At 66.5% G+C, this 12,696-nt stretch carries 13 protein-coding genes; 8 read left to right on the forward strand and 5 right to left on the reverse strand.

Annotation, left to right across the window (positions count from 1 at the left end; all coding sequences use genetic code 11):
• The 5 genes from ELR45_RS32620 to ELR45_RS32640 all read left to right on the forward strand — a co-directional run.
• Positions 1 to 755: ATP-binding cassette domain-containing protein (locus ELR45_RS32620; RefSeq protein ID WP_205857727.1), on the forward strand; the 755-nt coding region annotated here is incomplete at its 5' end.
• A 71-nt stretch (positions 756 to 826) separates the two neighbouring features.
• Positions 827 to 2,446, forward strand: coding sequence for an ABC transporter substrate-binding protein (locus ELR45_RS32625; RefSeq protein WP_129670003.1), 1,620 nt, complete (start codon positions 827 to 829; stop codon positions 2,444 to 2,446).
• A 170-nt stretch (positions 2,447 to 2,616) separates the two neighbouring features.
• Positions 2,617 to 3,642 (forward strand): ABC transporter substrate-binding protein, encoded by a 1,026-nt coding sequence (locus tag ELR45_RS32630; protein WP_165368308.1) that lies wholly within the window; start codon positions 2,617 to 2,619, stop codon positions 3,640 to 3,642.
• A 79-nt stretch (positions 3,643 to 3,721) separates the two neighbouring features.
• Positions 3,722 to 4,555, forward strand: coding sequence for an ABC transporter ATP-binding protein (locus ELR45_RS32635; protein WP_129670032.1), 834 nt, complete (start codon positions 3,722 to 3,724; stop codon positions 4,553 to 4,555).
• Position 4,556: 1 nt separating this feature from the next.
• The gene (locus ELR45_RS32640; RefSeq protein WP_129670005.1) at positions 4,557 to 5,351 is read left to right on the forward strand and encodes an ABC transporter permease; all 795 of its coding nucleotides are present in this window, start codon (positions 4,557 to 4,559) and stop codon (positions 5,349 to 5,351) included.
• Positions 5,352 to 5,375: 24 nt separating this feature from the next.
• Here the strand turns inward: ELR45_RS32640 and ELR45_RS32645 are convergent, their stop codons facing one another.
• Positions 5,376 to 6,017, reverse strand: coding sequence for a TetR/AcrR family transcriptional regulator (locus tag ELR45_RS32645; protein ID WP_129670006.1), 642 nt, complete (start codon positions 6,015 to 6,017; stop codon positions 5,376 to 5,378).
• Positions 6,018 to 6,226: 209 nt separating this feature from the next.
• Between ELR45_RS32645 and ELR45_RS32650 the strand changes: the two genes are divergently transcribed.
• From ELR45_RS32650 to ELR45_RS32660, 3 genes are all read left to right on the forward strand, one after another.
• Positions 6,227 to 7,180, forward strand: a complete 954-nt coding sequence (locus tag ELR45_RS32650) for a TIGR03560 family F420-dependent LLM class oxidoreductase (protein WP_129670007.1) — start codon at positions 6,227 to 6,229, stop codon at positions 7,178 to 7,180.
• 85 nt (positions 7,181 to 7,265) lie between these two features.
• The gene (locus ELR45_RS32655) at positions 7,266 to 7,466 is read left to right on the forward strand and encodes an RNA polymerase sigma factor (RefSeq protein WP_129670008.1); all 201 of its coding nucleotides are present in this window, start codon (positions 7,266 to 7,268) and stop codon (positions 7,464 to 7,466) included.
• An 86-nt stretch (positions 7,467 to 7,552) separates the two neighbouring features.
• Positions 7,553 to 8,236 carry a hypothetical protein gene (locus tag ELR45_RS32660; protein ID WP_129670009.1) on the forward strand — a complete coding sequence of 228 codons (684 nt, stop codon included), beginning with the start codon at positions 7,553 to 7,555 and terminating at the stop codon, positions 8,234 to 8,236.
• Between the two features lie 137 nt (positions 8,237 to 8,373).
• Here ELR45_RS32660 and ELR45_RS32665 read toward each other — a convergent pair whose 3' ends face one another.
• From ELR45_RS32665 to ELR45_RS39980, 4 genes are all read right to left on the reverse strand, one after another.
• Positions 8,374 to 8,784, reverse strand: a complete 411-nt coding sequence (locus tag ELR45_RS32665; protein WP_205857729.1) for an aconitase X swivel domain-containing protein — start codon at positions 8,782 to 8,784, stop codon at positions 8,374 to 8,376.
• Positions 8,778 to 10,064 carry an aconitase X gene (locus ELR45_RS32670; protein WP_129670011.1) on the reverse strand — a complete coding sequence of 429 codons (1,287 nt, stop codon included), beginning with the start codon at positions 10,062 to 10,064 and terminating at the stop codon, positions 8,778 to 8,780. Before ELR45_RS32670 ends, ELR45_RS32665 begins: the two co-directional genes overlap by 7 nt.
• A 164-nt stretch (positions 10,065 to 10,228) precedes the next feature.
• On the reverse strand, positions 10,229 to 11,608 hold the full coding sequence (locus ELR45_RS32675) for an FAD-dependent oxidoreductase (RefSeq protein WP_129670012.1): 1,380 nt from the start codon (positions 11,606 to 11,608) through the stop codon (positions 10,229 to 10,231).
• 276 nt (positions 11,609 to 11,884) lie between these two features.
• Positions 11,885 to 12,696 (reverse strand): IclR family transcriptional regulator (locus ELR45_RS39980; RefSeq protein ID WP_205857730.1); only part of this gene is annotated, 812 nt, incomplete at its 5' end.

Genomic DNA, 12,696 nt, shown 5'->3' on the forward strand with positions numbered 1-12,696 from the left:
AGACGTTCCGTGCCCGGCGTGGCGGCAGGTCGGTCGACGCTGTCGTGAACGCGAATCTGCGGGCCCAGCCTGGTGACTTCGTGGCGATTGTCGGCGAGAGCGGCAGCGGCAAGAGCACGCTCGCCCGGATGCTGCTGGGTCTCATCCCGGCGACCTCCGGTGGCGTGGCTCTGGACGGCATCGAACTCACCGCGATGAACAAGGGGCAGTTCAGGCAGTACCGGCGCAGCGTTCAGGCCGTCCTCCAAGATCCGGCCGGCTCTCTCAACCCCCGAAAGACCGTCGGCCGCATCGTCGGCGAGGTCGTGCGGCTGCACAAGATCGCTCAGGGCCGCGAAGACATCCAGGACAAGGTGGTCGAGACGCTCGAGCTGGTGGGCTTGGTTCCGGCGTCCTCCTTCCTCGGAAGGTTTCCGCACGAGCTCAGCGGTGGCCAGCGTCAGCGGGTTCTCATCGCCCGGGCGATCGTCCTCGACCCCCAGATCATCGTCGCGGATGAGGCCGTCTCCGCGCTCGACGCCTCCGTCAAGGCCGGTGTCCTCCGCCTCATGGACGACCTTCGCCGCCGGCTCGGTATCGGATACGTGTTCATCACCCACGACCTGCCCGTAGTGAAGAAAGTCGCCGAGCACGTCTACGTCATGAAATCCGGCGAGATCGTCGAGGAGGGCACGAAGGACCGGATCTTCGCCACGCCCGAGCATCCCTACACCAGAACACTGCTGTCAGCGGCACCCACCCTCGCAGCCTCGTGACGGCCGGCAACAGTGAACCGACAGGACTGGTCGGGCGGCGTCCCGATCTAGCTACAGAGAGGTAGTTCCCCATGCGCGCAAGACGACGGATTCACATGCTCGCCGCGACCGCGGCCACCGTAATGGCCCTCGCTGCGTGTTCCCTTGGAGATACCGACACCTCCGCGGGTGGTAGCGCGGACGGATCGGGCGGGTCGGACGGTTCGAGCGACTCGGACGGGCGGACGCTGGTCGCGGGCACCGGGACCGTGCCGCACCTGAACCCTCAGATCATCGTCTCCCCGTCCGTGAACGCCGCCGCCGGCGGCATGCTGGAGACCCTGGTCCGGATGAACGACTCGTACGAGCTTGTTCCCTGGCTGGCCCGGGAATGGGAGATCAGCGACGACGGCCGAACCGTGACCCTGATGCTCGAGGAGGACGTGAGCTGGCACGACGGCGAGCCGTTCACGTCCGAGGACGTGAAGTTCAACTTCGAGGAGGTGATGCAGTACCAGTCCTACGGCGGCGCACTCACGGAGAGCGTCGACTCGGTCGAGGTCCCCGACGACCACACCGTGGTCGTCAACCTCAGCCAGCCGTACGGGCCGTTCATGGAGGTACTGACTCAGCAGTATCTCCTGCCCAAGCACATCTACGAGGGCACAGACGTCTTAGAGAACCCGGCGAACATGGAGCCGGTGGGCACCGGCGCGTTCGTCTTCGAGTCGTTCTCGGAGGGTCAAGAGGTCACGATGACGGCCAACCCCGACTACTGGGGCGGCGAAGTCGGCGTGGACCGGATGGTCTACGTGATCATGAAAGACACCAACGCGACCGCCCTCGCGATGCTCGCCGGAGAGATCCATATGGGTGGCGCCGGACAGGGGATGCTGGACCAGATCGAAGCCGACGAGAACCTCGACGTGACCCAGAACGGGCAACTTGGGCGGCAGTTCATCTTCACGATGAACAACGACATGGAGGAGCTCTCCGACCCGGCGGTCCGACAGCTCGTCTACTCGGCGATCGACCGTGCCCAGGTGGCCGAGATCGCGCTGCCCGGGATCTCGGTGGCCGCGGCCAGCATGTATCCCGAGGAACTGAACTGGATCGAACCGGGAGTCGATTACCGCGAAGAGTTCGCCTACGACGTCGACGCCATCAACACCGGGCTCGACGAGGCCGGATACCCGCGGGGCGACGACGGGTTCCGTTTCACGATTCGGCTGCACTTCATGAGCACCACCGCCGAGTCCAGGGCGGTGGCCGAGGTGATGAAGTCCTCCATGGCCGAGGTGGGCATCAACCTGGATCTGAACGGCGAGGACGTGAACGTCTTCACCGAGAACGTCTATCAGAAGCGCGACTTCGACACGGCTATCGTCGAGGCCACACTGGGTGTCGACCCGAGTCTCGGCATTACTCGCTGGTACGAGTGCAACCCAGAGAAGGCGAACGCCCAGAACCCTTCCGGGGTCTGCGACGAGGAGCTCCAGGAAGCCGCCGACAACGCCCTGCGAACGGCCGGCCAAGACGAGCGCGCCGAGTACTTCCGGACGATCCAGGACCGGGCCGCCGAGTTGATGATTTCCGCCCCCATCGTGTTCCACACAGCCAGGTCGGTCTTCAACACGACGCTGTGGAACGGGCTGGGCAGCGAGGATCACCTGGTCGGGACGGACTGGACAACGGTCACCCCGAACGAGTAATGGTCCGGCCGCCCCCCTACCCCTTCTTCCGCATATCGGAAGCGTGCCTTGTTGGCTATGCGCTTCTAGGCAAGAGTGCTGCGTATTCCGTCTGCACCGATGCGACGGGCTGTCCCGACACAGGAGTCGATGGCATGTTCACGGCAAAGACGCGGCGCCCCAGAAGGCGCATGGCGCAGGTAGCAGCAGCTCTCTCGGCCGGCGCGCTCGCCCTGAGCGCCTGCTCGTCGAGCGATGACGACGAGGGGGACGTCGCCGCGGGCGACCTGACGCCCATCACCGTGGTGACGTTCCTCCCGCTGGAGTCGTTCACCTTCGCCCCCGAGATGATGGCCTACTCGGGTGGCTTCTTCGAAGACCACGGCCTTGACGTCACGCTCGAGCCGGTACAGGGGACCGCGGCCGCCATCCAGGCCGTGGTCGGCGATGCGGCCTTCATCACCCGGGCCAGCACCATCGACATCCTGCCGGCCATGGAGGATGGGCAGCCGATCGTCGGTGTCGGCACCATGGCTCGGCAGACGAACCTGCGTATCGCCTCGTCCCAGGATGACGCCGTCGAAGGCACTGCCGATATGGAGGGCACGACCATCGGCATGGGCTCCATCGGTGGCACCAGCGAGCGCGCACTGGACCTGGCGCTCCATCACGACGGCGTCGATCCAGGCTCGGTCGAACGTCAAGCCGTCCCGGTCACCGCGGCGACGTTCGAGCTGGTGCGACGCGGCGAGCTCGCGGGCTACATCGTCAGCCTCGACACGGCGCTCACCCTCGAGGACCAGAACGACGACGCCGTCGTCAGCCCGGCGGGTCTCGACGTCACACCCGACCTGCAGCTGTACTTCACCACCCCGGACACCATCGAAAGCGATCCGGAGACCGTCGAGGCCTTCCTGGCGGCGATGACCGACGCCGCAGAGTTCATGGTCGAGGACCGTGAGAACAACTTCGATGAGACGCTGCAGATCCTCCGTGACAGCGGAGACTGGGACTTTCCGGCGCTCTCCGACGACGACGCCGCACGGGCGGCGCTGGAGGTTTACACGACTCAGACGTGGATGGACGACTCCGGCACGCCGATGATGCACAACGACCCCGATCGGTTCGCCGAAGCGTACGACGCCCTCGCGGCCGGCGGTCTCCTCGAGGGTGGCGCCGACCCGCAGGAATGGATCACCAACGACTACGTGCCGTGAGTTGTCGAGGCTCGGCACGCGGCGTTGACGCGTGTGGCCCGCGAGACGCCGAATCAAAGGAGAGGTGGCAGGGATCGCGATGCGTGATGACACGACGACGGTCGACCCAGGGGTGAGCGACGCCGGTACGGAGACTCCTCGGCTCAGCATCGCCGGCGTCGGCCGGGACTTCCACACTCGGAACGGCGTCGTCCACGCCGTCTCCGGCATCGACCTGACGATCCAGCGTGGAGAGTTCGTCGCCCTCATCGGGCGATCGGGCTGCGGCAAGACCACGCTGCTGCGCATGATCGGTGGCCTGTTGCCGGCTACAACGGGCACCATCGAGGTGGACAGAAAGCCGTTGTGGCGGGATGGGCGCCTCGACTCGTCCGCCGTCACGAAGCTCGGCTTCGTGTTCCAAGAGGCCAACCTGTTCCCCTGGTTCTCTGTCATCGACAACATCGCGCTGCCGCTCAAGCTGCGTGGCGCCAGGAAGCGGGAACGCCGCGCACGCGCTCAGGAGCTCGCCGAGCTTGTCGGTCTCACCGGGTTCGAAAGCTCGTATCCACGTGAGCTCTCCGGGGGTATGCGACAACGTGCGGCCATCGCCCGAGCGCTGAGCACCGAGCCGGAGCTGCTGCTGATGGACGAGCCGTTCGGCGCGCTGGATGCGCTGACCCGCGAGCGGATGAACCTCGAGCTCCAGCGCATCGTGCTCGAGACCTCCTCCACGGTGGTGTTCGTGACCCACGACATCCCGGAGTCGGTGTTCCTCGCGGATCGGGTGGTCCAGATGACGCCACGGCCGGGACGGATCAACAAGACCTTGCTGGTGGACTTCTCCAAGCCCCGAGACGTCTACCTGCAGACCACTCCGGAGTTCAACGAGATCGTGCGATCGCTCCGGCACGAGCTGGACGAGGAGGAGTGACATGCCCAGGAACCGGATGAGGCTTCTACCGTGGATCGTCACGCCCTCGCTCGTCGTCGCGATCGTCGCCACCTGGCACATCGTCGTGAAGGTGCGAGATGTCAACCCGCTCATCTTCCCGCCGCCGGGCGACGTCGGCGAGGCACTCGTCGAGCTGCTTGGCGAGGGAGCAATGTGGTCGGCTGCCCGCGTGACAGTGACCGAGGTGATCGTCGGCTTCCTCCTCGCAGTCGGTAGTGGCCTTGCGGTGGGCGTGGTGCTGGGCAAGGTGCCGTGGCTCGAGGTCAGCGTCCGTCCGCTGATCATCATCGCCCAGGTCTCTCCGAAGGTCGCGTTCGTGCCACTCTTCGTGATCTGGTTCGGCTTCGACATGACGTCGAAGATCGTGCTGGCGACGGTCCTGGCCTTCTTTCCCGTCATGCTCAACGTGCTGCTGGGAGTCCGCTCCATCGAGCAGGGGCAGCGCGAGGTGATGCGAAGCTTGAACGCGACGCGCGGTCAGACGTTCTCCCAGCTCGAGATGCGCAGCCTGATGCCATACCTGTTCGCCGGCATGGAGGTCGGGATCGTCTTGGCGACCATCGGCGCGATCGTCGGCGAGTACCTGGGCGGCAACGACGGACTCGGCAACATGGTGGTCACAGCGATGAACTCGCTCGACGCCGCCCGGACCTTCGCGTTGATCCTGGTGCTGTCCCTGATCGGCCTGGTGCTCTTCCTCATCGTCAACGAACTCAAGCGTTTCTTCATCCCGTGGCATGAGTCGGTCTACGGGCTGCAGAACCGCGGGGTGTGACCAGTAGTACGTATCTGCGACGCACTACGCACGGGCTTTCGGTTGTCGTCCTAGGCCGGACTCCAGTAGCGAGAAGGACCGGCGGCAGTGGTCGCGGACCTCGTCGGCGACCTGCGGCAGCGATGCTCCGGCCAGAACACGCTGCCGGACATAGCCAACGAGGCTGCGATGAACCCCAATCAGCGCGTGGGCAACGACGGCCGAGGCCACAGGATCCCCTCCCCCGGCTTCCTCAGCGAGCAGGGTGGCGAGATCCTCGGTGTAGCGGGCGAAGGCCCGCTGTTCTCGTTCGAGCAGCGCAGGACTCTCGCTGATCACCCGCAGCATGCTGTGCAGCTGCTCGCGGACTTCCTCCTCGTTCGGCTCGAGTGGGCCCAGTAGTCCATGACTCTGCATCAGGAAGTCGCGAACCGCGTCCAACGGCGAGAATCCGGCAGGGCGGGCGCGCACCGCCTCGATCAGGCGATCGCCGAAGGCCTCAAGCGGCGCATAGAACAGGTCCTCCTTGGTCCGGAAGTAGTTAAATACGGTGGCCTCGGAGACCTCGGCGGTACGCGCGATCTCGGCGACTGTGACTCGCTCGAACCCGCGCTCCGCGGCGAGGCGCCACGCCGTCTCGGTCAGGCGCGCCCTGGTCTGTTCCTTCTTTTGCTCCCGCAGTCCCACGGACCAAACCTATCAAGCGTACTTGTGGTAGCTCTAATTTTAGAGTTACCCTAGCTTCATGCGGCGAGGGCGATCCGCCGCACGAGCCCAGGAGGAGATGTATGTCGGCTGCACACGTCACGGAACCTCAGGCGACCCGTGCCGATGATCAACCGGTCCTGACCGGGGTGCACATCGATCCGCCGCGGCCGGCGAAGGTGGGCTGAGCCATGACGGGAGTCAAGATCAGCATCAGCCTGACCAATCAGACTTGGCCCGAGGGACCAGCCGGGCTACGGGACAACCTCATCGCCGTTGCCGAGGCGGCCGACCGGGCCGGCGTCGACACGCTCTGGGTCCCGGATCATCTGCTCCAGGCAGATCCGACCGTGGCCGCTGACGCCACCGACATGCTCGAGGCGTACACCACTCTCGGCTTTCTGGCGGCACGGACCGAGCGGATCAAGCTGGGCGCGATGGTCACCGCCGTCACTTTCCGTCCACCCGCCTTGATGATCAAGGCGGTGAACAGCCTGGATGTGCTGTCCGGCGGCCGTGCCTGGCTCGGCATCGGAGCCGGATACCACGGCGAGGAAGCCGACCGGATGGGCCTGCCGATGCCCCCGGTAGCCGAACGATTCGAACGGCTGGAGGAGACCATCGAACTCGCCCTACGGATGTGGCGTGGCGAGGAGTCCGCGTTCGAAGGCAAGCACTACCGATTCTCCCGACCAGTCGGCAGGCCACTGCCGATCAGCGCTCCGCATCCCCCGATCCTGATAGGCGGCGACGGCGAACGTAGGACGCTGCGTCTGGTGGCGCAGTACGCGGCCGCCTGCAACCTCTTCGACATCCCCGATGGTGGGCAAACCGTACGGCGCAAGCTCACGGTGCTGGCTCAGCATTGCGCTGATCTCGGCCGGCCGTTCGAGGAGATCGAGAAGACGCTCGCCACCCGGCTCACCCCAGGCGAGACCAGCGACGACCTCGTCCGCAGAGTCGAGACCCACGCCGCGCTCGGATTCGATCACGTCGCCGTGGTGATGTCCCAAGCCTGGACACCGGAGACCATCGACATCCTCGGCACGGCCGTACCACGACTACGCGAGATCCAGCCACGGCGTCAGCCACCCGAGCGGGCCCCTGGTGCGGAACCTGAGCTGTCGGGTCAAGCGGATCGCTGATCCTGTGGCAGCCAATCGGCGATGGGGTGTCGGTGGGCGTCGCCGCAGATGTCGGGTCGATCCTGAAGACCGCAGCCGCAGCACCGTGAAGACCCACCGGGACCCGCAGAGCCATCGGCGTCGCCTGCGACGAGGTCTGACGGCCGAGGCGATTCATCTCGCCCGCATCCTGGTCCGCCGGATGCCGACGGAGCCCGAGGCCAGGGCCGCCTATGAGCAGGCGTTGGGGCTGGCGCCGACAGAGGCCGAACGGCGCCATCTAGCCGGCCGCCTCCGAGAGCTCTGACCGTACCGCTGACCCCGCGATGCCGATCCACCCGCAACGCCTCGGTCAACAGCAGGCACGCGCTCGACGATCGAAAGGACGACACCGTGATCACCAAGACACCAGCGCCGTCGTCGACGGCCATAGGCGATGTCGGCGGGCTCGCCGGTCCGGCGGCGGGGCTCCTTTTCACGACAGCAATCGCCGGCGCCGGCCGGCTGGCGAAGGACCCCTTCCCAGGGCCGGGCTCGTCGGCCGAGGTCATCCGCACCTACTACCGCGGGAGCACCCGGGCGGCTCGCTTCAACGTGGCCTGCCAGGCGTTGTCGATCCTGGCGCAGTCGCGGTATGTGGTCGCCATGGCGCGAGTCGCGTCGCGGCATCGGACGCACCCTAGGGTGCTCACCGGAGCAGTCTTGGTCGCCGGAAGCGCTGCGGTTGCCGCGCTTGCGACGTCAGCTGTCATCCAAGCCAGCCTGACCGTGCCGAAGGACGACCGTACCGACGACGAGGTTCTGGCAACGACACGACGCGTGTTCTTGGCGGGAGGGCCGGTCCACGGCGTGGTGTACGGTGCTTTCACCGCAGCGACAGCGGTCGCCGCGCACAACACGCGGCTTCTCGGCAGGACTGGCGCGGTCCTCGGTGCGCTCTCAACGACGGCCAACCTGATCACCCCCGCGTACTTCCGGTGGGAGCCCACCGGATGGATGATCCCCATCGGCCGGTTTAGCGGCTACCTCCTCAGCGGCGTGATCGGAGCCCGCCTCGCGACCAGGAGGAGAAGATGACTCAGTTTCTCCACGAGCCCCTGAGCCCACAGAATAGGCCGCGCTCTACGGGAACTGAAAACCCGTATTGCCAACGACGTAACCTGGCGTCAGGCAAGTTCCGGGCCGCTGGCGAAGGGCCCACTGCCCCACCGCAGTCATGACCGGTCGAGGACAGTGACGACGCCGGCGTCCGCGTCCACCCGCGCCCGGTCGCCGGTACGGATCAGGCAGGTCGGGTCCCGGTCGCACTCCACGACGGTGGGTATCCGGGTGACGATGGCGCCGAGCACCGCCTTCGTGGTCACCGTGGTGAAGACCATCGCCAACGGCGCCGTACCCATCAGCCGAGTGCTCTGGAAGAAGCCGGCCCAGCCGGATGACCCCTTGGCTCCCGGAAAGACGAGCACTGTGCCGGTGAAACACTCCCCGAACAGCTCGTGCCGAGGCTCGATGATCACGCCGCGGGCAGGATCGATGCCTCCGAATCCCGAAATCTCCTCGGTCGAGACCAAGGCCGGCCCTTCGACCACGCCGGGCACGATCCCACGTCCGGAGAATGTCAGCACGGGGCAAGCTCCCCGCGCCACACTCCTGTGATCGCCGCATCGATGCACTCGTCCAGGGTGCCGAACCATCCCTCGATCCCGAGGATGGCGGGCAGGTAATGCACCTGCTTGGCGCTGTCGGACACGAAGACCCGTGTCCCGTCGGGCGCAGCCTTGGACATGGCAGGACAGGAGTCGGTGAGCAGCTTGCCGCCGGCGTCGGTGATCACGCGGTCGTATCCGCTGCGCGCCGCAGCGGCGAACAAGGCCGGAGGCGTCATGATCCACAACTCGACGTCGGAATGGATCTTCCGGCCTTCCAAGCGCCGCGCGACGGCCTCGATCTGCTCCAGCGACGCGTGCGGGCAACCGAGCAACACGAAGTCGACGTCGGTGGAGGAGCCCTGGTCGTTGAGCCTCTCGTAGACCTGCCGCCGCTCGCGTGGTCCGTAGCCGATCTCTTCCTGCGGTGTGCGGGCGGAGAAGGCGTCGCCGATACTTCCTGCCTCGGGTGTGATGCCCGGGATGTGGTACAGCTCCACGCCTCCGCTCGTCGCGGCCGCGGCGCCGAAATGCTTCAGATCGGCGAGGTCCGGCTGTGTCCAGCCACCCGTGATGACCGGTCGCCCCTCGCCGACGGCCTCGCCGACGAAGTACCCGAACAGGCCCCATTCGGCGAAGGCGGTCAGCTCGACGTCCGTGCGGATGAGATGGGTACCGAGGCGGTTCTCCGGGACGTGGTTGCCCCAGTACGGGATGCGCCCGGTCAGGCTCGCGGCACCGGTCGACGCCGCTCCCTCGCAGTTCGTCCGGGCGCCGAGCACCGAGTTGCAGTACACCACCGCGGAGGACTCCATCCACGCGCAGTGCTCGCCGCGGACGGGTAGATTCCCCACCTGGTACGGCGTGCAGGTGGCGAGGATGTTGACGCCCTTGTCGCTGTAGTACGCCTCGGCGTCGCTCTGCAGCTCGATGTTCGCGTCGGGATAGCCGGTCAGGCCACGGGCGTCCTCGCCGAAGCCGTGCTGCAGCTGGCAGGTGGGAACCTTCATCCGAGGAATGTCGATGTCCTCGTCGCAGTCGAGGTTGATGACGGCGAACGCCTTCGCCCACCCTCCCTCCTCGACGAGCTTCGCCTTGGCCGGGGACGGCTGCGTCATCGTGCCGGCGACGTTGCGCGTCTCGCAGAGACGTTCCGCGCCCAAGGCCTCCCCGTAGCGGACGAGCAGGTCCATGGCGGCAGCGACGGCGGCGCCCTCCTTGCCGTCACGCATCCGCTTCTCTTCCTCGGTGAGGAACATCGTCACCTCCTCTGATTGTTCATGCTTGTTCTGGAACTCCCGGGAGAGGAATCTGGAGGCTCAAGCCCAACCGGGCCACAGATCGTCCGAGCTGACACAGATACGCAACCAGGTGCCTCCAGATTGCTCTCGCGGGAGTTCCGGGACTTGAGCCTCGATTTCCGTCATGCGATGCCGGCTGGCTGGTCGTCGGGTGCCAGCTCGGTACCGAGATAGGCGCCGTCGGCGGTCAGGCGGCGCTGAAGTTCAGCGACGTCGACGTCCCCGACCGGAACCTTCGCCGAGAGGGCAAGGTCGGCGGCTGTGCCCGCTGCCTGCCCCATGGCGAAGCACGGCCCGGTCACCCGGGCGGAGGACTGACCCCCCTGCGTCATTGATGCGCACCGGCCCACGACGTACAGGTTGTTCACGCCCTGCGGGACGATCATCCGGAACGGGAGCTGGTTGAACCCTCGCGAGTCCTCGGCCGCCGGGAAGCGGAACTCGACGGTGCCCGCCACGTGCGCCTCCACTGGCCAGCCGTTGACACCGATCGCGTCCGGGAAGTTCACGCAGTGCAGGATGTCCTCCTCCCGCAACTGATAGGTGCCGATGATGCGCCGGGTCTCCCGGATCCCGACCTGCGGGGCGATATCGACGACGTAGGAGTTCTCGAAACCGGGCGTGACGTTCTTGATGAAGTCGAAGGTCTCGCGCACCTGCCGCCGGCCCTGGATCTCCCCGTGGGTGAGCTGACGGACGTCGGTACCGTCCACCGGCGACCCGTCATCGTTGCTGAGCTGGGTGAGGTTCGAGCGCCATTCGAGCTGGTTGCGTTGCGGCCGCACGATGGGCTTCTTCCGCGGAAAGCGGTGCGTGCCGGCGGCCTCCGCCTCGTCCATGAGCCGGGCGACGGTCTTCCACGCCTCGCCGGCTTTCTCCGCGTCCACGTCGTTGATGCGGAACATCAGCGACGGGTAAAGAAGCTTCTCCGAGGTCTCGGTCGGGGCCCCGGACCAGTAGGCGAGGTCGCCGTCCCCCGAGCCGTCGATGAAGATCTGGCCGCGGATCGCGCCGCGCCCCGACTTCGACTCGACGATCACAGCGTCGATCTCAGTGCCTCCCGTCCCGTCACGCAGCACCAGTCCGACGGCCAAGGCGTGGAAGAGGAGCTCGCCGCCGCCGGAGAGCACCAGTTCGTCAGCGGCGATCTTGTAGGCGGAGATGTCGAAGGCCTGCGCGGCGATGCGGTCTTGGACAGACAGATGAGCGTCGTTGAGTCCGTCGAGGGCACGCAGGCGGTCCAGCAGCTCGTCGGTGTAGCCGTGGACAACCTGCCGATCCTCGCCGTGGACACGAGCATGCAGGCCGCAGAACGTCGAGAGGCCACCCATCGTGCCGGCGCCGCCGAGGAATCCGTAGCGCTCGATCAGCAGGGTGGACCTGCCGGCACGAGAGGCCGCTGTCGCCGCCATCAGACCCGCGGGTCCGCCGCCGACCACCACGACGTCGTATTCGCCGAGAACAGGGACATCGCGGGAATGTTCGCGGACGGTCGTGTTCATCGAACTCCTCCTGGAGCCAGGCCGGTGCGCGGGCCGAGAACGGCGCCACAGGCGAGCGTTTGGACGGTCGTGCGGTACTGGTCCAGAAGCCCAGTGGACTCCACCTGCTTCACGTGTTCTCCTCGATCGTCGTCGGTGACGCCCTCGGGCAGGCAGAGCGCTGCCGATGCGCACGGCACACCGATGGTCCGGCTGGGAATGGACGTTTCCATCGCAGCTGACGACGAGCAAGGTGGCTTTCGGGTCAGTGGAAGTCACGGCCCGGCCGCGGCGTGGTCAGGCCAGACGCTGCTCCCGGGCGGTACGCTGCACGGCCCGTGCCGTGCTTTTGACGAGGTGGCCGTAGGGGATCACGGCCGATCCGCCAGGCACGATGATGGAGATGGCGCCGAGCGGCCGGCTCTCCCGGTCGAGTACGGGCGCACCGATAGCCAGCAGCGGGGCGGTCTTGCGGTCGTTCACGGCGTAGCCCTCCGCGCGTACCTGTGCCAGTTCACGCCGGATCGTCGCGGGCGAGTTCCGTCCGGTGCAACCTTGGTGTTCGAGGTCTGCCAGGTAGTTCTCCTGGAACTCGGCGCCCGAGAAAGCGAGAATCGCCATGCCGACCGCGACGATGTGCAACGGGTCTCGCTGGCCGACCCGGGGGCGTTCCTTGCCGGTGCCGCGGGGCCGGAGGCTCTCGACCATCGTGACCTCGCCATCGTGCTGGATGCCGAGGTGGATCGGCAGCCCGGTGGTGGCGTACAGGTCCTGCATGAACGGCAACGTCACCCGTTGGATGCCGTATGTCTTCGGCGTGAGGAGTCCGAACTCCCACACGTCCACACCGATGCATAGATGATCGTCCCGGTCCCGCTCGAGCATGCCCAGCTCGAGTAGCTCGGCCACCATCCGATGGGTGGTCGACAACGGGATGCCTGAGCGCCGGCTGAGATCGGACAAGGTGAGCCGGGTGTGTTCGTAGTCGAAGGACGAGAGCAGGCGGTGGAGTCGTTCTAGCGAGGAGCGCCGCTTCGTTCCCACACCGATCGGCTGGTCGGTGTGGGAACGAGGGCGTTCGACGGCTTCGGAGGTCACAGGCCGCTCAA

This window comes from Phytoactinopolyspora endophytica, from assembly GCF_004138495.1.
Lineage (GTDB): Bacteria > Actinomycetota > Actinomycetes > Jiangellales > Jiangellaceae > Phytoactinopolyspora > Phytoactinopolyspora endophytica.

What these genes read in the sequence shown, in the direction of transcription:
- ELR45_RS32625 (WP_129670003.1), top strand. Translation starts at nt 827, where the DNA reads ATGCGCGCAAGACGACGGATTCACATGCTCGCCGCGACCGCGGCCACC.
- ELR45_RS32630 (WP_165368308.1), top strand. Translation starts at nt 2,617, where the DNA reads ATGGCGCAGGTAGCAGCAGCTCTCTCGGCCGGCGCGCTCGCCCTGAGC.
- ELR45_RS32635 (WP_129670032.1), top strand. Translation starts at nt 3,722, where the DNA reads ATGCGTGATGACACGACGACGGTCGACCCAGGGGTGAGCGACGCCGGT.
- ELR45_RS32640 (WP_129670005.1), top strand. Translation starts at nt 4,557, where the DNA reads ATGCCCAGGAACCGGATGAGGCTTCTACCGTGGATCGTCACGCCCTCG.
- ELR45_RS32650 (WP_129670007.1), top strand. Translation starts at nt 6,227, where the DNA reads ATGACGGGAGTCAAGATCAGCATCAGCCTGACCAATCAGACTTGGCCC.
- ELR45_RS32670 (WP_129670011.1), bottom strand. Translation starts at nt 10,064, where the DNA reads ATGTTCCTCACCGAGGAAGAGAAGCGGATGCGTGACGGCAAGGAGGGC.
- ELR45_RS32675 (WP_129670012.1), bottom strand. Translation starts at nt 11,608, where the DNA reads ATGAACACGACCGTCCGCGAACATTCCCGCGATGTCCCTGTTCTCGGC.